We start from the raw sequence: 20,070 nt of genomic DNA on the forward strand, positions 1-20,070 counted from the left end.
GTCACGATGCGCGCCTTTCCTTCGGCAGCCCGAGAATGTGGTCGGCGATGATCCCGCGCTGAACCTCGGCGGTGCCGCCCATGATTGTGGCGGCCCGCGAGTACCACCACTCCGCGCGTGCGGTGTCGAGCTCGGCAGGACCGCCCCCGGTGCCGACCATCATGTGGTCTCGCGCGACGTCGAGGATCAGGTCGTTGACCGCGCGCTCGGCCTCGCTGCAGAGCAGCTTGTCGATGCTGCTTTCGGGGCCAACGGACTCGCCGGCGGCCAGGTTGCGCACAGTGGTGGCGGCACGGGCCTGCGCCGTGATGACGTCGACATAGACGCGCGCGAAGCGCTCTCGCTCGGCCGAAGCCGCTCCGCGCGTCACCATGTACTCGCGCAGCCGTCCCAACTCCATGAGCACCTTGTTCAGCGCCGCATAGCCGTACATGCCGCGCTCGTACTGCATCAAGAACATCGTCACGGCCCATCCGCCGCCGACCTCGCCCACCAGACGTTCCGGTGGCACCCGGACGTCGTCGAAGAACACCTCGGCGAGCTCGCGCCGCCCGCTGGCCAACGCGATCGGCCGCACCGTCACGCCGGGTGCGTCCGTGTCGATCAGCATCATCGTCAAGCCCCGGTGCCTGCTCTCCGGCGACCCGGTGCGCACGAGCACGCAGAGCCGCTTGGCCGTGCCACCTTGACTGGTCCAGATTTTTTGGCCGTTGACGACGAATCCGCCCGCGCCGTCTTCGGTTGCACGGGTGCGCAGCGAGGCCAGGTCGCTGCCGGACTCCGGCTCGGAAAAGCCCTGTCCCCACCATTCGGTGCCGTCGAGGTAGCGGGGAAGGTACCCACCAGCCAGGTGAGGGGCGAACTTCAGGATCGCCGGGCCCATCACCTCCAAGGTCCACGCCTGCGCCGGGATGGGCAGCATCGCGTTCGCAAGCTCCTCGTAGAGGACGGCACGGTGAATCTCGTTGCCGCCCAAGCCGCCGGCCGCCTCGGGCCAGCCATAGCGGTTCCAGCCGTCGGCGTGCAACCGTGTCATCACCGCCGCGTCGTGCTTGAGCCCGGCCTCGGCGGTCGTGGACGCGGCGGCGCGCCATTCGTCGGCGCAGTCTAGATTGCGCAGATACTGCCGTAGATCCTGGCGGAAGGCCGCGACCCGCGAAACGTAGTCGACCCTGCTCGCGGTGTCGTCGACGGCGTCAAGCACTGCGCACCCCTTGTCCAGTATTGGGATCCGGCCTACGCTCGAATCAGCTAAACAGTTATCTATAACAGGTACACTAGGCCGCGCCCACAGTCCAGCAGGAGGAGTGCCAATGACGGCATCGCCGGTAGACGCAACAACCGTCCAGTTCAACCCTGAAACTCGTCTCTATATTGACGGCAGGCTGCGGGATTCGTCCACGGGCAGGACCGTCGACAACGTCAACCCGGCGACCGAGGAGGTGCTCGGGACCTGTACAGATGCGAGCGCCGAGGACATGGAACAGGCGATCGCCGCTGCGCGGCGCACGTTCGACACCACCGACTGGTCGACCGACCACGAGTTCCGCAAGCATTGCCTGCTGCAGCTGCACAATGCGTTGCAGGAGGAGAAGGAGGACATCCGCGCCGAACTGATCGCCGAGGTCGGGTCGACGGTGGGGATGACCTATATCGCGCAATTGGAGTGGCCGTCGGCCGACGCGGTGAAGTGGCCGGCGGAATACATCTCGAAATTCGCTTGGGAGCGGATGCTCGACCAGGACGCCAAGATGGGGGTTCCGTACAACCGCGTCGTTGTCAAGGAGGCGATGGGGGTGGTCGGAGCCATCACCCCGTGGAATTTTCCGTTCGAGATCATCAGCAACAAGGTGGGCCAGATTCTGGCGACCGGAAACACCATGGTGCTCAAGCCCGCGATCGAGACGCCGTGGAGCGCGTTGCGGTGGGGCCGGATCATCGCCGAGAAGACCGACATCCCGCCCGGTGTGGTCAACATCGTTCCGGCGTCTGACAATAACGTCGCGCAGGTACTTGCCACCGATCCGCGCATCGACATGGTGTCCTTCACCGGTTCGACGGCGGTGGGCAAGCTCATCCAGCGCCTGTCCGGGGACACGATGAAGCGCAACATGCTCGAGCTCGGCGGGAAGTCGGCGTATCTGGTGCTCGACGACGCCGATCTGGATACGGCGTTGCCTGGATGCATTGGCGCGCTGATGCATTCCGGCCAGGGGTGTGCGCTCGCCACCCGCATGCTGGTGCCGCGCTCGATCTACGGGCAAGCCGTCGAGGTGGCCACCGCCATTTTCGGTGCGCTCAGCGTCGGCGATCCGTCGGACCCGAACACCTTCTGCGGGCCGCTGGTCTCGGCCAAGCAGCGGGGCCGAGTGCTTGACTACATCGAAATCGCTAAGCGCGAAGGTGGTCGCGTCACAGTCGGTGGGGGCGTACCGGAGGGACTGGACCGCGGCTACTTCGTGGCGCCGACGGTCGTTGCTGACGTCGAACCGGCTCACACGATCTTCCAGGAGGAGGTCTTCGGGCCGGTGCTGTCGATCACGCCGTACGAGGGTGGTGACGACGCCGCCGTCGAGTTGGCGAACGACTCCCGCTACGGTCTGGCCGGCGCCATCATGGGCTCCACCGAGCGGGCCATGGCCGTCGCGCGCCGCATCCGGACCGGTTCGCTGATGATCAACAGCGCCATGTATTACGGTGCCGACGCACCGTTCGGCGGCTACAAGATGAGCGGCATCGGGCGCCAGAACGGCCACGAGGGCTTCGAACAGTACCTGCAGACCAAGACGATCGGATATCCCATCGCATGACCGACATTCTCAGTGGGGTTCGCGTTGTCGAGCTCGCAGCTTGGAGCTTCGTCCCGGCAGCGGGTGCCGTGCTCGCTGACTGGGGCGCCGACGTTATCAAGGTCGAGCATCCCGAGACCGGTGATCCGCAGCGCGGGCTGATCAGCTCCGGGATCGTCACGGGCGCGGGGGGCGTCAATCACTTCATCGAACAGCCGAACCGCGGGAAGCGCAGCATCGGCCTCGATTCGTCGACGCCCGCGGGTCTCGAACTGTTGATGAAACTCGTTGAAACCGCTGACGTTTTCTTGACGAATCTGCTGCCGGACTCGCGCCGGCGCATGGGCATCGACGTCGAGCAAGTACGCGCCCGCAACCCGAAAATCGTCTATGCCCGCGGCCACGGCTACGGAACCAAGGGCGATCTCGCTACGCAGGGCGGTTTCGACCTGGCCGCGTATTGGGCACGCGGTGGGATTGGCGAGGCCTACGCCGCCGGCGACGGTTCGTACCCGCCGGTGCAGCGGCCCGCATTCGGTGACGTGTACGGCGGCTTTGCCATCGCCTCGGGCATCGTTGGAGCACTGTATAAACGCGAACGCACGGGGGAACCGTCGGTGGTGGACGTGTCCCTCCTCAGCTCGGCGATCTGGCAGCTGGGCCCCGACATTGTCGGCGCGGGTATCACTGGGCAGGACATCCCGAAGTTCCAGTTGGCAGAGATGCCCAACCCGGTGGCCAGCATCTACCAGACGCGCGACGGGCGCCATATCGCCTTCGTGCTGCTGCAGGCGGATCGATTCTGGGCCGATTTCTGCACGCGTCTCGGGCGGTCCGATTTGATCGCCGATGAGCGGTTCGCCAACGCCATGGTGCGGTTCCAAAATCGTGCCGAGTGCGTCGTCGAACTGCGCAAGACGATCGGTCAGCATGACCTGGCGCACTGGGAGGGCGCGTTCAAAGGCTTCGACGGGGTGTGGGACGTGATGCGCACCGCCCGCGAAATCCACGACGACCCACAGGTGCTGGCCAACGGCTACCTGCCCCGCACCACCGACGCCAACGGCAATGAATTCGCCCTCGCGGGTAGCCCTGTGCAGTTCGATGAGACACCACTGGAATTGAGAGGCGCGCCGGGACACGGTGAGCACACCGATGCACTGCTGGCCGAACTGGGATTCAGCGAGGATGACATCATCGATCTCAAAGTCAAATCGGTTGTTCTGTAGTGGTATCCGATTACCTGGCCCGCCGGTTCCTGCACGTCAACCTGAACTGTGAGTCCCTGGAAGCGACCGAGCGGCTCTACTCGGGCGTCCTGGGCCTGTCGGCCAGGATGCGCACCGACCCGACGGTCCCGACCAACGGTGCCATCCTCGGCATCGACGACGAAACCTACTGTTCCACTGCTTTTCTCTACGACACCCGGGGAGGTCGCAACGGCTGTGCGCTCGAGGCGATCGCCTATGAATCCCCGCCTCTGACCCGCGATGAGCGAACCGAACCGACCAGACCGGGCATCCGCGCGGCGCTCATGTGGGTAGCGGATCTGGACCATGCCGCCGTGGCCTTGGGGGAGGCGGGTGTGCCGGTCGGGGAGCCGGTTGAGGGGCTCATCTCGGGCGCGAAATCGGTGCTCGCGCTCGACCCCGACGGTGTCGTCATCGAGTTGGCGCAGGCCCCAAGCGATCTAGACGCCTCGGCCGGCACACTGTTTTCCGGGATCCGCATTGCGGCCATCGACATCCTCGCCACCGCGCAGTTCCTGACCGCGATCGGTTTCATCGAAATCGAAGCGCCGACAGCAGTGGCGGTTTCGGGCAACCAGTTGGCGCCCGGCGGCTCCGCCGATTCCGTCGAATGCGTCGTCGCGCGCTTCGCGCTTCCGGAGGATGGACAACGGTTCACCGTCACGGTGGTCCAGCACCCGGATGCGACGACTGGCGGGCCGGTGCCGTGGGGCGGCAACCGCCAGGGACTCTACCGCTGCGCGCTCCGCGTCGAGAGCGTAGAGAAGGCGCTGGCGGCTATGCCGAATTCGGTTGAGCGGAAGGGTGATCCAGTGTGGTGCCCGCTACCGGGAACCAAGATCGACGGATTGTTCATCGCGTTTCTGCGCTCACCCGACGGTGTGGTGTTCGAGTTCGTCGAGCGCCCGTTGAAGTTCTTCAGCAAGTGACGGACCGCGCCATTCAACCTTCGAGGAGTGATATGTCCGCCGAGCCCAACGAGCTGAGCCCCCGCCCGCCCGACGGTGACTGGCTGGGCACGCCCTTCCTGCGATTCGAACGCGAAGGCGGCTTCGCCGTCCTGACGCTCGACCGCCCCATGGCGCGCAACGCGATGACCCCCGCGATGTACTTCGGTATTCGCTACGCCATCTCGCGCGTCAATTCCGACGACAACCTGGCCGGGCTGCTGATCACCGGCACAGGCGATGTATTCGCGCCTGGCGGCGATCTCGCCCAAGGCGCTGAGGACAATTGGATGGACTTCGCCGCGACGATGGGCATGGACGTCACGCCGTTCGACAGTCTGCGCCAGTCGGCCAAACCCGTCGTCGCCGCCGTGAACGGTCTCGCCCAGGGCGGCGGACTCCAGATCGCCCTGTGCAGTGACATGGCTGTGGTCAGCGACCGTGCGACTTTCCGAGTGCCGGAGCTGTACCGGGGAATTGCTGACACCTATTACAGCCAGATGCTCGCCAGGGTGATCGGACCGGTTCGCGCGCGAGACCTGATGTTCACCGGCCGGGTGTTGTCCGCCCAGGAGGCGGTTGACTGGGGTCTGGTCGCCCGGGTGGTCCCTCATGACGACCTGATGGCAGCCGCGCGTGAAGTTCTGGCCCAGTGCTGCCGCACCGCGCCACACGCGCGTGCCCTCATCAAGTCCAGTCTCGACAACTACATGGGCCTTTACGATCGCATCGGGATGAAGGTGAGCCTCGATGGTCCCGAGGCTCGCGAAGGTTTCACCGCCTTCAAGGAGAAGCGATCACCGGACTGGGTGCATCCAGAATTGCGGGTTGCGGGCCGGCTGTAGCTGCTCGGACGATCAACCGATCAGTAGGCGTGTGATCATTTCAGACAACGCGAGGATGACACTGTCTCGCGACGCGGATGGAATCTCATTGTGTTGGACCATCAACCAGCTACGGTCGAGCATCGCCATCACCGATAGCCCTAACGCGGGGGGCTCGGCGTCGGGCGGGCGGGCCGCCAGCTTGGCCATGCGCTCGCCGAGAGCCGCGGCCGTTCGGCCGTGGGCGCGAGTTACCGCCGAACGGAACTTCGCATCCTGGGGTGCGTCGTCGGCAGAGCGGATGACGAAGGCGCCGTTGCGGTCCAAATAGGAGTAATAGCTGTTCACCCATCCTCGGACGGCGGACTGGGTCGGCGGGTGGTCCAGCTCACCGAAAGACTTTACGACGTGCAGAGCTTCGCGGTAGGTCGCCGTACCCAGCTCTATGAACAGTTCGGTTTTGTCGGGAAAGTAGTAGTAGAAGCTGGCGCGGTTGATCTGGGCCAGATTGGTGATGTCACGAATGGTGACAGCTGAGAACCCCTTGCGGGCAAACGCTATCCGCGCGGCGTCAAGTATCGACTCGCGCGTGCGATCGGACTTGCGGCGCCCTGCGGGGCTACCAGACGCTGTGGCCGACAAGTCGGTCCCCCGCAGCCTGGGGCTCAGGATAGAAGCTGGAACACCACGCACGAAGCTTCTTGAAGCCGGCCGCCTCACTGGTCGCGAGCGCCGGCGGATCCATATATTGCTGATGATCCCAGATCTGAATATCCTGGGGCAGCGCGCGTTTGGCTAATGCGAGCCGCTCGGCGAAATCAGCACTTTCGGCATCAATCCAGTAGCCGGCGAAGATATCCGAGGTCTCTTCGTCGACCGGCGTAGCGCAGATGGAGATGACCCGAATTCCCTCTCGAGTGTGTTCTCCGTTGAAACTCACCCCGACGCCCGACCAATAGATCTCGATCGTGTTGAGGGTGTCGTCGCGACGATCCACACCATCTACCCACCGTCGGCCGAACCCGACCTTTGACGACCAGGTCGACCTATCGGTGGACTCGCGCAGCACCACTGGGCTGATTGGGGTGTGATGCACAAATCGGAAGTGGTGCGGGTCAACCGCGTTCTCGGCGATCACCTGCGGATGTACGTGGATGTTGGTGAATCGCGTGCGGCAGTCCGCATTGAGCGGGTGGTAGCTGCGCGAGGCGACGTGATCTCCCAGCATCTCGAAACCGGTGGGCAGCTGCCACAAAGGATTTCGGCCAGCAGTGTCATGCCAGATGTATATCGATTCGTTAACTTCGGTCACGGGATAGGAGCGGATCCGTCGGCCTCTGTTGGGACGGTCCTGGTAGGGGATACGGACGTTGCGACCCTGGCCGTTCCACACCCAGCCATGAAAAGGGCATTGAATGCCGTCCTCGACCACGCAGCCGCCGAAAGCGAGGTTGGCGCCGAGGTGCCGACAGTGAGCATCCATCACGCACACTTGCCCGTTGTGGGCCCGGAAGGCCACGAGGTCACGGCCGAAGTAGTGCAGGGCCTTCACTTCACCGAGTTCCAGCTCGGCGCTCCACGCCACCTGGAACCAGCCTGTGGGTTGCATCGTGGGCCAGTTCTGCATCGATGCGCTCCTTCGCCGGAACATTCACTGTCAGTGGAGCATACCGCAGTTTCAACACATGTGTTGAAAATGTCGGTCAAATCCACGATGCCGTATAGAACAATCGCCCGGACCCACGGCCCCGCGAAGAGGGGAGGCCAGCTGGAGGTCTAACGTTATAGATAATTAGTTAATGATATAACTTGATCGGCTGCGGAGTGCCCGGAGGGTTCCGCGTTACTGGTCGCGCAACGTGGCTGACGTGTAGGCATCCCACGCCCTTCCGGGTTCGAATAAATCGAACTTCGTTCCGGTACTGGCCCGTTAGAGAGATGTTTGAGGAGATGGAAATGAGTGAACCGGCAGATCGGTTGTCTGGCAAGGTGGCCCTGGTAACCGGTGCGGGCCGCGGAATCGGTCGCAGCATTGCCCTTCGCTTCGCGCGAGAGGGCGCGTTGGTAGCGGTCGTCTCCAGAACGGGATCGACGGTGGACGAGGTCGTCGACACCATCACCCAAGGCGGAGGATCCGCGATCGGATTGCAATGTGATGTCACCGACAAGGCGCAGGTGCATGCGGCGGTGCACTCCACGGCCTCACAATTCGGCGGGATCGACATCCTCGTCAATAACGCACACCACACCACCGGTGTTACCAACGCACTAGTAGACATTGACGATAATCAACTGCAGATGCAATTTTCGTCGGGCCCGATCGCTACTCTGCACTTCATGCAAGCGAGTCATGGGCATCTGAAGGAACGGCGCGGGGTGGTAATCAATTTTGGCTCGCCAGCAGGGATTTCATCGCCAGCGGGTTACGGGGCGTACTCTGCCGCCAAGGAGGCCATTCGGGCCCTGAGCCGCACCGCCGCTCGGGAGTGGGGAGCGGACGGAATTCGTGTAAACGTCATCTGCCCGACGACTCTGACAGAAGCGCTCGCGGAGGCAGTGCAAGATGAGCGTGTGGCAAAGATGGTTTCCAACGTCACCTTGGGAATGCCCTCGCCGCCAGAGGAGAGCGTTGCACCGGTCGCCCTCTTCCTTGCCTGCGATGACTCGAAGTACATCACCGGTATGACCTACATGGTTGACGGCGGTAGCACGATAGACGCCGCACGCTAGCTTCGGACACCGCGTCTCGGTCGTCCTGCCCGTCTGTGTTTTCCTCTGGCGCAGGCAAAGGCTCTCGACACGTCAGCGCGCCCGACGATGTCCTCGACAAAAACATCTCCATACCGGCTTCTGCGCGAACATCGCGGCCCCGACGTCGAGCAACCGTCGCGTCGCTGTTGCGGCTCAAGCCGCCGGCGCCCATACATCTGGCGCCGGCCTACGGTAGGTGGCCTCAGAGGCGAGCGGTCGCATCGATTCGGCTACGGCAGAGGCAACTGCGGGCAGTGCAGCGGCGATCTCGCCTGCGGGTGCTGCCACCTGGTCGAATCCACAACCAGCGCAGTGCTCCTCCACGAGTGTTACCTCAGGTCGCCGGCAGCGGCCCGGCCAGTCCGCGCGGTGATGTGCCGTACAGCCAACTCACCGCCTGGCCGATCTCGTCGAATGCCAGCGACGTCCCGTCTTTGGCGGCGTAACGTCCAGGCGCCTCCGCGAAACCTGCTACGCGACTGAGCTTGTGGCCATTGATGCGCAGAATCTGGCCCGTCAACCAGCCCGACTCCGGACCCTGCAGCCACGCCACCACCTCGGAACTGCGCGCCGGGTCCAGTGCCGGGTCGGCGGCCCGGTCTCCCTTGAAAAAATCTTCGCTGATCCGGGTAACGGCCAGCGGCGAGATCGCGTTCACCGCAACGCCGTACCGGCGCGCCTCCATCGCCGTGACGACGGTGAGATTCGCGATCGCGGCCTTGGCGGCACCGTAGGCACTTTGTCCGACGTTGCCCCACAGACCGGCGCCGGACACCGTATTGACGATCCGCGCGTCGATCTGGTGGCCCCCCTTGGACTGCGCCCGCCAGTACTCGCAAGCGTGTTTGGTGACTGCGAAGGTGCCCTTGAGGTGTACGGCGATCACCGCATCCCAGTCGTCCTCGGTCGCGTTGACCACCGTCGCGTCTCGCACGATGCCTGCGTTGTTCACCACGCCGGTCAGGGTGCCGAAGGTGGAAACGGCTGCGGCGATCATGTCGGCGACGTCGCTCCACGAGGCCACCGACCCGGTATGCGCTATCGCCTTGCCGCCGGCGGCTTCGATTTCGGCGACGACCTGGGCGGCGGGACCCGTGTCACCCGCGGAGCCGTCGCGGCTGACACCCGGGTCGTTGACAACGACCGCGGCGCCATGCGAGGCCAGCGCGAGGCAGTGGCCGCGTCCGATGCCGCGTCCGCCGCCCGTGACCAGGACGACTCGCCCCGATAATGCTCCTTCAGTCATTGGTGGTCCTTTCGTTCGAACAGTGCACCGATGAGTCGCCTGCGCTGGTTCCAGTCGGCGCCACGCAAGTCCGCGTGGCCCGATTCGGTGACGATGAGGTCGACGTCGTGCGCGGGTGTCGATGCCGGCCTGCTCAACTGCTCGACGAAAGGGGAGTGGCCGTTCACCGTGGAAGGAACAGCGATGATGGACAGGCCGCCCCGGCTCATGCTGGCCGCCGCGCAGTAGTCCGGATGTCCACCGATGCCGCCGACGATTTTCTCCCCGACTCCCTCGACGTTGATCTGACCGAACGGATCGATTTCGAGGGCGGTGTTGACCGCGACCAACGGAATGCCTCGAGACAGCCGGGTGAGGTCGTGGGTGTAGTCGATGCCGTGCAGGATCGGCTTGCCGTCGACCCAGCGGTAGAGCGTTTGGGTCCCGAACAGGTATGTGGCACTGGGCATTCTGATGAGCAGTCCGCGAGAGTCGAGGTCCACGACGGCGTCGGTCAACAGGCCGGTGTCGATGTGGAGCGGCCGTCGCGTGCGGTTGAGCAACGCGGTGCCCAGCTTGCCGGGGCCGTACTGCAACCGTGCGCCTTCGGGTACGAATCGCAGCACCGCGTCGGCCAGGGCTTCGTGAACCGCGTCGGGAAAGACGCTGGGCATCTCGACGGGGCCCTCTGAGGTATGGCCGATGAACTCGATCGCCTCGGCGGCCAGGGGCGGGCCGGCGTCGGCGAGCGGGGCTTCCGTGTCGGCGATGGCGAAAACGGCCGTACCGGCGTCGACGATCTCGCGTTGCCAGGACACCTCGGTGCTGAAATGGAAGCGGCCCGCCCTGTCCACCAGGCGGGTGATGAGTATGTCGGGGCGGAGCACGCCTCTCATCAGCGAGACAACTGAACTGAGCCGGGTCGGGACGAAACGCGCTGTCGGCGAACCCAGTACGTTCCGCACGCCCCAGCCGGGCATAATCGCGACGACTTCGGCGAAGGCGTCGGGCTCGAACCCCTGCATGGGCGAGGGCAACCAGCCGACGACAAGTCGAACCCCACCGATCTCTCGTGCCACCGCGCTGAGCGTGGCGCACACCGAAGCGCCGTCGCCGGTACACCGCGGCGCGCCCACACCGTCGCCGAGCGCGACGGTCATGCCTGGGCGCAGCTTGTTTCGCAGTGCGGCAGAGAATTCCGTCTGTATTGGGTCGACAGTCACCGCGGCTCTTTTGGCAGACCCAATATCCGCTCTCCGAGGATGTTGCGCTGAATTTCGCTGGTGCCGCCGAGAATCGTCTGTGCGCGCGCAACCAACATCGCGCGGACCAACTCAGCGTCGTCTGAGTCGTCGGAGGGGTCGACGCAGACATCTGTGCCGAGCACTTCGGTGGCGAGGTCACCGAGGTCGCGGTCGGTCTCCGACGTCATCAGCTTGAGAACAGAGAAGGCCGACGACGACGTATCCCCTTCCTCGATCGCGCGCTCCCAGGTGAACCGCAACAGCCACATTCGCGCCCACAGCTTCGTCATCGATTGGGCCAGAATGGGATTCAGCTGATCGCGGTCACGTGCCGCCTGCATCATTCGGTCGAGCAGCTTGAACATCCCCACGGCATTCGAACCCAGCGTCAGCCGCTCGCGGCCCAGCGTGACCAGGGCGATCGTCCACCCTTGGCCCTCCTCGCCGATCAAGTTGTCTTCGCTCAACTCGACACCGTCTAAGAAGACCTCGTTGAACTTGCTCTCGCCGTCCATCTGCCGAAGCGGCCGCACCGAGACGCCGGCAGCATCCATCGGAACGATGAACATGCTCAACCCACGATGTGAATCCGGTCCGGTGCGGGCGAGCAGCAAACCGAATTGCGCCGAATTCGCGGCCGAACTCCAGACCTTCTGCCCATCTATGCGCCACCCCGAGGCGGTCTTCTGCGCCTTGGTCCGCACACCGGCCAGGTCGGACCCCGCACCGGGCTCGGAGAACAGCTGTGTCCAGACATGGTCTCCCAGTCGGATGGGCTCGAGGTAGCGCGATCGCTGCTGCTCGGAGCCGAACTTGATAAGGACCGGTCCGACTAGGTCGATGGCGGTGATCGCAAGCTGGCGAGGCACCCCGGCGCGAGCGCACTCCTCGGCGAACAGCGCCTGATAGGCAACCGACGCATCGGTACCGCCGAAGTCGACCGGCCAATGCAAGCACACGTAGCCGTGCCGAGCGAGGTACTTGTGCCAGGCGCGGCCGGGCTCGATGTCCTCAGCGGTCGGCGTGGGGCCGTAGTTCCGAAGTCCCGGCGGTTTCGGCGCACCCTCCAAGAAAGCACGGAACTGCGACCGGAGCGCCGCGACGTCCTCGGTCGCCCCGCGACCCCTCGACGTCTCAGCTGACGTCGAGTTAGATGCCGTATTCGTCAAGGACCGATTCCATCGCGTTGAGGAGGATGATCCCGGATATCGGAGCATCCGAGACCTGAACCAAAATCGACAAACATTTAGTTATTTCTAGTAGTGTAGCCACCGGCGCGTTGCTTGGGCAAGGCGATTGCGCAGCGATCCGAGAAGACAGGCGGAGGAGATGGACCTTAAACTGCAACGGGCGGCGGTGTGGTGCGGAGTCGTGGCACTGGCATCCTTCGGATTGTTCTTCTGTTTGATCGCAGGTTTGATTCCACCGTTGTCACCGACATCGAGTGCTGAACACATCGCGTCGACACTGGTCGCGAACAAGCTGCGCATCCGCATCGGGCTTGCATTCTGTATGTACTTCGTCGCGTGGTTCATGCCATTCCTTGCCGCGATCTGCCTGCGGCTGCGGCAGATGGAGGGCAAGTGGGGTGTGCTGTCCATCACGCAGATTTTCTCCGGCGTCGTCGTCGTGCCGGGTTTCATCTTCCCGATGATGATTCTCGCGACGGCGACGTTCCGTCCCGGACAACGGCCGGTCGAGATCACCCAGACCCTCGATGACGTCTTCTGGTTGATGTTCGTGGGCATCGTTGGAACATTGGTCGTGCAGGCGGCGGTGTTGGCAATCGCAGCGTTTATCGACCAGCAGAACCCGCCCGTGTTTCCGCGCTGGTTCGGATACCTCAACATCTGGTATCTGGTTCTGGCGACTCCCGGGGGCGCGGTCATGCTCTTCAATGACGGACCGCTTGCTTGGAACGGGGTATTCGCGTTCTGGATTCCGTTAGTCGCGTTCAGCGTGTGGATTGTCGCCCTGGTTGCCGTTATGTTGCGATCGATCTCAGCGCAGCAGACCGCAGAGCGCGAGGTCATCGCTGCGTGAGATCCGGTTGGGTAGGAACCGGCTAAGAAGAATGAGAATCTGCGTTGGCGAGATTCATGACCACCCGACTGAGCGGCCTGTCCATCGAGCCCGCCGCAGGAATGTCCAGCGACTCCACGGCCGTCACAGCAGCGACGTTGTCGCGCAGCAGTTCTGGCGTCAGCGATGACCAGCGAACAGGTTAGTGACGCCGGCGGGGAAGAGATGCCATGGATGAGTTTTCGCAAGCGCGACTGACCGGAGACGCATTCGCACGACTGCTGGAAGCCCAGACCGAGTGTGTCGTCAGCTGGATTGACGGCAAGGGCCGACCGGTTTCCGCGGTGCAGACATACCTGTGGAGACAGGATGCGCTTTGGGTGACCTCGTATCGCGACCGGCCTCGGGTAAAGGCGCTGAAAGTTAACCCGCACAGCGCAGTCTGCCTGTCGAGTGCGGGTACTGAATTGCCTCTCCAGCAGATGGCCAGCGCCCGCACGCTGGCCGTCGTACATACCGACGACAGCACCGGGAGCTGGTTTTACCCGGCGTTTTGTGAACGCGCTTTCCCTGAGATGCCCGAGGAAATGGCAATCCTGCTTGCCAAGCAGGATCGGGCAATCATCGAATTACGGCCGCAGGCCTGGAATACCTTTGACGGCAGCAGATTACGTGCCAGCCTGCGCCGGTAGACCGTCCCGGGACGTAGGGGGAGTGGTCGTGGTGATCATCACTGACGTGAGCATAGGCCAATTGGTCGAAGCCGCCGACTGGGCGCAGCAACTGTTCGCCGGCCTTACCGACCGCTCGCAACGGTTCACTGATGCCGAACGGCACATCCTCTCTAGAACCCGCGACTGGTTAGCGCGATCGGCGAGTGTGATTGGGGCGAGGCTGTGGTGCGATCGCGCCTGGGAGGAACGCACGCAGTAGGCCCTCATCACCGCCGACCTCGTCACCACCCGGATCCTCGATGAGACTGAACGCGATCCGAACTATCCAGTGAGCCATGTGATACGGCGAGATGTCGGTGCGCACCTCACCGGGCACCGCGCTGGCGAATCGAGCAGCCAACCCTTCGACGATTCCCGTGCGCCATGCCTCGGACCTTTCCGCCGCGCGATGTGTTCGGGCCAAGTCGTGGGGTGCTGTCATCGACAGCATGGTCGGGTTGCTCCGCGCTGCGCGAAGCCCGGCCATCACTGCGTTGATCAATCGGTCGATGAAGGGACCATCCTCGCCGAAATAGGGATCAGCGGCCTCGACGACGAGATTGGTCGCCTTGACGAAGCACGCCGCGAGGATGGCGTCCATGTTGGGGAAATACGAATAGACGGTCGTGCGGTGGACGCCCGCCTTCGCCGCCACGTGTGTCACCTTGGTTCGGCTCGGTCCGCGCTCAGCGAAACAGGCTTCGGCCGCTTGGATGAGCCGTTCTCGCGCGTCGTCTTCCGTGAGGGGGAGGTCCGCGCCCCATGCCGGGGCGCGGTGCCTGTCCGTCCCCGCTGCCGAGTCGAGCGTGTTCATCGCCCTCCAAGCTTTCACCCTTAGGTTGACCGTAGGCTACATCACTCGCTAGTGTGCTGAGTGAACTACAGAGTATTCAAAAGTGTAGTCGCAGTCGGTATCGCACCGGCTTTCCGCCAGCCCGCGCGAATCGCCGCGGAGACCGGCAGGACTCATCGAGGAGGACGCACTCGTGTCGATGCCAACAACGACTTCGGTTGCCGAGAATTTCGACCACCACTCGCCGGAATTCCGGGAATCGGCGCACGAAACGCTGGCCGCAATGCGATCGCGTTGCCCGGTGGCACATTCCGAGCAACATGGCGGGTTCTGGACGTTGCTCGACTACGAGTCGGTGTTCGAGGCCGCGCGCGACGATGATCTGTTCAACTCGTATCCCTCGGTGGGAGTGCCCGCGAGCGGTGCGCCGTTCCCCATCCTTCCGATCGAATCGGATCCGCCACTGACGCAAAAGCTCCGTCAGGTTACGGTCAAGGCATTCTCGCCGGGACAGGCCGAGGCGCTGCGGTCGCGCGCTCGCCGGATGGCCAGAGAGATGGTCAACGGATTCATCGAGCGCGGACACTGCGATATCGTCGGCGAACTGACGACGCCTATGCCGGCCAAGCTGATTCTGCTCATGCTCGGTTTCGACGAATCAAAGTATTTGCAATGGGTGCACTGGGTGCATTCGATGGTGCACGACCGCACGCACGACGAGGAGAAGGCCGGTGCTGCGGTTATGGAGATGTTCGGTGAGATCTACAAGAACATGACCGAGCGTCGGGAGAGCGGTGACATTGGCGACGACGTCTTTGGCCGCATTCTGGGCGGGCAGATCGATGGAGTCCCCATGGACGACACCCAGATCCTCATGTACACGGTGCTGATGATGTTGGGCGGCATGGACACCACCAGCGGGCTCACCGGCAACGTGCTGTTCGAACTGAGCCAGCGCCCGGAGCTGAGACAGCAGTTGATCGACGACCCGGGCCGGATCACGACGGCGACGGATGAGTTTCTGCGGCACTGCACACCAACTTTGGGGTTGGCACGCACCGTGTCACGTGACGCGGAGTTCCACGGCAGCCAACTGGAAGCGGGGGACCGGGCAATCCTGATGTGGGCGGCCGCCAACCGTGACCCGGCCGTCTTCGAAGACCCCCATACGATCCGCCTGGACCGCGCGAACAGCCAGAAACACATGGCTTTCGGTGTCGGAATACACCGTTGCCTCGGATCTCACCTGGCTCGCGTGATGTTCCAGGAGATGCTCAGCGAAGTCCTCGAGAGACTGCCGGATTACCGCCTCGACGGCACACCCAAGCGTTTCGAAGACGCCGGTGAGGTCTGGGCCATGCGTGAACTGCCCATCGCCTTCACTCCGGGGCCACAGATTGACACCGGAGGAGAGCAGTGACCATTCGCATCGAATTCGATGCCGCACATTGCGTCGGTCACGCGCTGTGCGCGGCCGCTGGACCAGACGTCTACCACCTCGACGACACCGGCTACTGCATCCCGCCCGAAGGGGAGGTCGCTGCCGCGTTCATCGACCAGGCCCACCGAGGGGCCGACGCCTGCCCCGAGCGAGCCATCACCGTCATCGAGCGTTCAACCCCGGACTAACCGTGTGGGGGTGTACTCGAGCACTTCCTCGCCGTGTTGGTTGCGGACGCTGACGGTGCTTGCCACCATGCCGCGGTCGGGCTTTTTCGTCGCACGGGATTCGGTGATGGTGACCACAGCGTGCAACGTGTCGCCGACGTACACGGGCCGCCGCGCCGTCAAAGTCATCCCCAGGAAAGCGATCCCGGTTCCGGCGAATGCCAGGGTCTGTATCAACAATCCCTCCGCGACGCTATAGGTCAGGGCAGCCGGTACTAGTCGACGGCCGTTGCTCTCGAGGACATCTGACGCGTCCATGAAGAGTGGTTCGGTGAACCCGGCCCAGGTGACGAACTGGACGAAATCGGCTTCGGTCACCGTGCGGCTGCCGGTGCGGAAGGACAAGCCCACTGGAAGCTCATCCCAGGTCCGGCCACGGTGCAGGTGAGTCGCCTGCTCGGCCGTCGATGCGGGAACGGGATCGCTCATTGGGTTCTCCTTCGCTCATATGGCCGCACGACGGACGGTCCTAGCCGCCCGCGGCCGCGCTCAGCTGACGGCTGATCACCAAACGCTGAATTTGGTTGGTGCCCTCGAAGATCTGCGTGATCTTCGCTTCGCGCATGTACCGCTCGACTCGGTAATCACGCGTATAGCCATAGCCGCCGAGCACCTGAACGGCATCGGTGGTCACCTTCATCGCGGCGTCCGTGGCCACCAGCTTGGCGACCGATGCACTACGCGAATACGGCATGCCGGCGTCGCGTCGCCGCGCGGCGTCGAGGTAGGCCGCGCGCGCCGAGTCAACGGCGGCGGCCATATCCGCCAGGACGAATCCGAGACCCTGGTGGTCGATGATGCGTCGGCCGAACGCGGTTCGCTGCCGCGCATAGGACACGGCCTCGTCCAACGCCGCTTGGGCGATGCCGACGGCGACCGCCGCGATGCCGAGCCGTCCACTGTCGAGCGCGCTGAATGCGATGGAGAGGCCTTGGCCTTCCTCGCCGATTCGCCGCTCCACGGCCAGTTCGACTGCGTCGTAGAAGGCCGACGTGGTGGGCACTCCGTTGAGCCCCATCTTGTCTTCGGGCGGACCGAATGTGAGCCCCGCCGCGTCACCCGGTACGAGGAAACAACTGATGCCGCGCGACCCTTCAGCGGTGCGCGCAAACAGCGTATAGAAGTCGGCCACACCGCCATGTGTGATCCACGCTTTGGTGCCGGTGATCTGGTATCCGTCGACCGTTCGCACCGCTTGGCACCGGAGGGCGGCGGCGTCGGATCCCGCGTCGGGTTCGGACAGGCTGTAGGCGCCGATCGTGGCGCCACCGAGCATGTCCGGGAGCCACCGCCGCCGCTGGTCTTCGGAACCGAATGCCAGCAACGGATGGCATGCGAGGCTGTGCACGCTGACCGCCACCGCCACCGCCGCCCAGCGTGCCGCCAACTCTTCCAACACCTGGAGGTACACCTCAAACGGTTGGCCGCCGCCGCCCCAATCGTCGGGTTGCGACAGGCTCAGCAGCCCCGCGTCGCCCAGTGTCTTGAAAACCCCTTCGGGATAGGTGTGTTCACGTTCATGGTGATCGACGATGGGATCAAGAGCTTTGTCGGCCACCTGCCGCACCAGGTCGATGAGGTCGCGCGCTTCCGGTGTCGGCAGTAGTCGCTCGACGGTCACGGTCTTCTCAAGCCTCCTCGCGGACTGTGTCAATCACGGCCGTTCGCTCTACCTTGTTGATGGCTCACGTGGCAGTCCCAGAAGACGCTCGGCAACAAGGTTTCTGATGATCTCCGATGTCCCACCGGCGATAGTCAAGCACCGGCTGAACAGGTAATCATGCGTGACCTCGGGTGCGCCGCCGATGAGCAGAGCGGTCCTGGCGATGCTCAGCGCTAGCTCGGCCACGCGCTGAGCATGTTCGGCGCCAACGATTTTGACGATGTTGCCTTCAACGCCCGGGCCCGATTCGAACACGGCGCGGGCGGCTTGGCGCATGTTGAGCGCAGCGATGCCATAGGCCTCAACGAGCAGGGCCCCGACCTCACGCGCAAGTCCGCGATCATTTCCGCCATGACGTCTCATCAGATCGAGTAAGGATTCGGCCTCCATCGTGACCGAACCGCCTCCGATCGAAACCCGCTCGTTGCCCAGCGTCGCCATGGCGACCGCCCAGCCTGCGTTGACGGCTCCGACGACATCGCGGTCGGTGACAAGAACATCGTCGAAGAACACTTCATTGAACAGTGTCTCGCCGGTGATCTCGGTGAGCGGGCGAATGGTCACCCCGGGGGCGGCAAGATCGATGATCATCGCCGTGATGCCTTTGTGTTTGGCCGCGTCGGGGTCAGTCCGGACGGTGGCCAGGCCGCGCTGACAGTTCATTGCGTCGCTGGTCCACACCTTCTGCCCGGTGACCAGCCAGCCGCCGTCAATCCGCTTGGCGCGGGTAGAGACCGCCGCAGCGTCAGATCCTGCACCGGGCTCACTGAACAGCTGGCACCATCGCACCTCGCCTTCAAGGCTCGGCCACATCAACCGCTCGATCTGTTCGGGGGTGCCGTGTTGCAGCAGGGTCGGGACCACCCATTCGCCCAGGCCGAGGCTCGGCTTGTCCAGCCCGGCGAGCACCTCCTCGATCACCAGCTGTTCGGCGGAGTCGGCGGCGCGACCGTAAGGCTTCGGCCAGTGCGGCTGCAGATAGCCGCTTCGCGCCCAGAGTTTCTGGCGGTCTTGATCTTTCGTCGTGGCGAGGTCGGCGCGAAACTGCTCCGCTGACTGCCGGTATTGCGCGGCCTCGGGCGGCAGGTCGACGGAATTGTGCCGGCGCAACCCGTCGCGTTGCATGTCGTACACCGCGTCACGAAGCACTGATTGATCGCCGAAGAATGCATGCAACACCGTCGCGCGCCGGACGTACAGGTGGGCATCGTGCTCCCAGGTGTAGCCGATGCCGCCGAGTATCTGAATGGTCTTCAATGACACTCGTTGGTACGCCGGCAGCGCATGGCCCGCGGCCATTGCGGCCGCCAAATCAGCCTCACTGCCGTTGGCGCGTGCCGCATCCCAGACCACACCCGTTGCCAGTTCGGTGTCAAAGAGCATGTTGGCGCAGTGGTGCTTTACGGCTTGAAATGACCCGATCGGCCTGCCGAACTGCTCGCGGGTGGCCGCGTAGGCCGTGGCCATTTCGGTGCACGCGGCAAGACCACCGGCGGCCTCGGCGGCCGCGAATAGACGCAAGATCTTCATAGCCGGCAACGCCGCTCCGACGAGCGTATCGGCTATCGGCGCCGACGACATCGCAACAGCTGCAATGGGTCTCATCAGCCGATCGATGCTGTCGGTGCGTCGAGCCTCGACAGCGTCGCCCGCGGGAACGATCAGCACGTCTTGTCCGGCCCACACCAGATACAGGTCGGCTCCGGGCTCGGAGAGCGCAGGGACGGCGTCAACCGACATGCGCGACCCGGTCGCGATTGCATCGCCGGCGAAGGTTATGCCGGCAATGACATCGCCGGACACCAACCCCGGTAACCAACGCTCGCACTGTTCATCGGTGCCGAACTGGGCAATCACCGATGACGCCGCGGCCGTCGGCAGGAAGGGGCCGCCGAGCGCGGCACGGCCGAGCTGTTCGAGCACGATGGCCAGCTCGGGCAGGCCATAGCCCTGGCCGCCGTACTTCTCGTCGACGTGCATTCCGAGCCACCCGGTCGACACGATCTCCTTCCAGAGGGGATCGGTCGACCACCAACGGTCGGGGACATCCGGGTCGAGCAGGATCCGGCGTGCGGAGGCGATACCTCCGCGCCCGGACACCATGGCACTCGCCACCTCGGCAAGGTCGCGATGGTCTTCTGTAATCGCCAGCGGCACAGGCAACGCTCCATTCTCGGTTGT

The 20,070-nt window shown here is 64.0% G+C and carries 19 protein-coding genes; 9 read left to right on the forward strand and 10 right to left on the reverse strand.

The genetic code is table 11. The annotated features are described in order from the left end of the window. Position 1 precedes the first annotated feature (1 nt). A complete protein-coding gene (locus A5697_RS25415; RefSeq protein WP_068012496.1) occupies positions 2–1,204 on the reverse strand; it encodes an acyl-CoA dehydrogenase family protein in 1,203 nt (400 codons plus the stop codon). A gap of 109 nt (positions 1,205–1,313) precedes the next feature. Between A5697_RS25415 and A5697_RS25420 the strand changes: the two genes are divergently transcribed. Genes A5697_RS25420 through A5697_RS25435 form a run of 4 tightly spaced genes read left to right on the forward strand, consistent with a single transcriptional unit; the run spans position 1,314 to position 5,831 of the window. Beyond that, a complete protein-coding gene (locus A5697_RS25420) occupies positions 1,314–2,810 on the forward strand; it encodes an aldehyde dehydrogenase family protein (RefSeq protein WP_068012497.1) in 1,497 nt (498 codons plus the stop codon). After that, positions 2,807–4,018, forward strand: coding sequence for a CaiB/BaiF CoA-transferase family protein (locus A5697_RS25425; RefSeq protein ID WP_068012499.1), 1,212 nt, complete (start codon positions 2,807–2,809; stop codon positions 4,016–4,018). The genes A5697_RS25420 and A5697_RS25425 overlap by 4 nt, the downstream gene beginning before the upstream one ends. Beyond that, a complete protein-coding gene (locus A5697_RS25430) occupies positions 4,018–4,968 on the forward strand; it encodes a VOC family protein (protein WP_068012501.1) in 951 nt (316 codons plus the stop codon). Before A5697_RS25425 ends, A5697_RS25430 begins: the two co-directional genes overlap by 1 nt. A 32-nt stretch (positions 4,969–5,000) precedes the next feature. Continuing rightward, entirely contained in the window at positions 5,001–5,831 is an 831-nt protein-coding gene (locus A5697_RS25435; protein ID WP_068012503.1) for an enoyl-CoA hydratase/isomerase family protein, read from the forward strand. Positions 5,832–5,843: 12 nt separating this feature from the next. Here A5697_RS25435 and A5697_RS25440 read toward each other — a convergent pair whose 3' ends face one another. Further along, positions 5,844–6,452 (reverse strand): TetR/AcrR family transcriptional regulator, encoded by a 609-nt coding sequence (locus A5697_RS25440; protein ID WP_068012504.1) that lies wholly within the window; start codon positions 6,450–6,452, stop codon positions 5,844–5,846. Beyond that, positions 6,430–7,437, reverse strand: coding sequence for a Rieske 2Fe-2S domain-containing protein (locus A5697_RS25445; RefSeq protein ID WP_156673447.1), 1,008 nt, complete (start codon positions 7,435–7,437; stop codon positions 6,430–6,432). The genes A5697_RS25440 and A5697_RS25445 overlap by 23 nt, the downstream gene beginning before the upstream one ends. A 329-nt stretch (positions 7,438–7,766) precedes the next feature. Here A5697_RS25445 and A5697_RS25450 point away from each other — a divergent pair, with 329 nt between their 5' ends. Further along, on the forward strand, positions 7,767–8,540 hold the full coding sequence (locus A5697_RS25450) for an SDR family NAD(P)-dependent oxidoreductase (protein ID WP_068012554.1): 774 nt from the start codon (positions 7,767–7,769) through the stop codon (positions 8,538–8,540). Positions 8,541–8,895: 355 nt separating this feature from the next. Here A5697_RS25450 and A5697_RS25455 read toward each other — a convergent pair whose 3' ends face one another. The 3 genes from A5697_RS25455 to A5697_RS25465 are packed head-to-tail and all read right to left on the reverse strand — an operon-like array spanning position 8,896 to position 12,199. Continuing rightward, positions 8,896–9,807 carry an SDR family NAD(P)-dependent oxidoreductase gene (locus A5697_RS25455; RefSeq protein ID WP_068012507.1) on the reverse strand — a complete coding sequence of 304 codons (912 nt, stop codon included), beginning with the start codon at positions 9,805–9,807 and terminating at the stop codon, positions 8,896–8,898. Beyond that, positions 9,804–10,946 (reverse strand): acetyl-CoA hydrolase/transferase C-terminal domain-containing protein, encoded by a 1,143-nt coding sequence (locus tag A5697_RS25460; protein ID WP_082953588.1) that lies wholly within the window; start codon positions 10,944–10,946, stop codon positions 9,804–9,806. The genes A5697_RS25455 and A5697_RS25460 overlap by 4 nt, the downstream gene beginning before the upstream one ends. A 59-nt stretch (positions 10,947–11,005) precedes the next feature. Continuing rightward, the gene (locus A5697_RS25465) at positions 11,006–12,199 is read right to left on the reverse strand and encodes an acyl-CoA dehydrogenase family protein (RefSeq protein ID WP_068012515.1); all 1,194 of its coding nucleotides are present in this window, start codon (positions 12,197–12,199) and stop codon (positions 11,006–11,008) included. A 160-nt stretch (positions 12,200–12,359) separates the two neighbouring features. Between A5697_RS25465 and A5697_RS25470 the strand changes: the two genes are divergently transcribed. Further along, positions 12,360–13,073: a hypothetical protein gene (locus tag A5697_RS25470; RefSeq protein WP_068012517.1), complete on the forward strand. Its 714-nt coding sequence runs from the start codon at positions 12,360–12,362 to the stop codon at positions 13,071–13,073. A 209-nt stretch (positions 13,074–13,282) separates the two neighbouring features. Then, on the forward strand, positions 13,283–13,744 hold the full coding sequence (locus tag A5697_RS25475; RefSeq protein WP_068118061.1) for a hypothetical protein: 462 nt from the start codon (positions 13,283–13,285) through the stop codon (positions 13,742–13,744). Positions 13,745–13,913: 169 nt separating this feature from the next. Here A5697_RS25475 and A5697_RS25480 read toward each other — a convergent pair whose 3' ends face one another. Further along, a complete protein-coding gene (locus A5697_RS25480; protein WP_068012520.1) occupies positions 13,914–14,579 on the reverse strand; it encodes a TetR/AcrR family transcriptional regulator in 666 nt (221 codons plus the stop codon). A gap of 178 nt (positions 14,580–14,757) precedes the next feature. On the opposite strand from A5697_RS25480, the gene A5697_RS25485 reads away from it, so the two are divergent. Both A5697_RS25485 and A5697_RS25490 read left to right on the forward strand, forming a co-directional pair. Next, positions 14,758–15,978 carry a cytochrome P450 gene (locus A5697_RS25485; protein WP_068012555.1) on the forward strand — a complete coding sequence of 407 codons (1,221 nt, stop codon included), beginning with the start codon at positions 14,758–14,760 and terminating at the stop codon, positions 15,976–15,978. Next, on the forward strand, positions 15,975–16,187 hold the full coding sequence (locus tag A5697_RS25490) for a ferredoxin (RefSeq protein WP_231972183.1): 213 nt from the start codon (positions 15,975–15,977) through the stop codon (positions 16,185–16,187). Before A5697_RS25485 ends, A5697_RS25490 begins: the two co-directional genes overlap by 4 nt. On the opposite strand, the gene A5697_RS25495 is transcribed toward A5697_RS25490, so the two are convergent. From A5697_RS25495 to A5697_RS25505, 3 genes are read right to left on the reverse strand one after another with little or no spacing between them, the layout of a single operon-like run. Next, a complete protein-coding gene (locus A5697_RS25495) occupies positions 16,173–16,655 on the reverse strand; it encodes a MaoC family dehydratase N-terminal domain-containing protein (protein WP_068012522.1) in 483 nt (160 codons plus the stop codon). The two genes, A5697_RS25490 and A5697_RS25495, sit on opposite strands and share 15 nt — an antisense overlap. Before the next feature lie 40 nt (positions 16,656–16,695). Further along, complete coding sequence (locus tag A5697_RS25500) at positions 16,696–17,847, reverse strand: acyl-CoA dehydrogenase family protein (RefSeq protein ID WP_068012524.1); 1,152 nt, start codon at positions 17,845–17,847, stop codon at positions 16,696–16,698. 48 nt (positions 17,848–17,895) lie between these two features. Then, positions 17,896–20,046: an acyl-CoA dehydrogenase gene (locus A5697_RS25505; protein WP_156673448.1), complete on the reverse strand. Its 2,151-nt coding sequence runs from the start codon at positions 20,044–20,046 to the stop codon at positions 17,896–17,898. Between the last annotated feature and the right edge of the window lie 24 nt (positions 20,047–20,070).

This window comes from Mycobacterium sp. E3251, from assembly GCF_001666835.1.
GTDB lineage: Bacteria > Actinomycetota > Actinomycetes > Mycobacteriales > Mycobacteriaceae > Mycobacterium.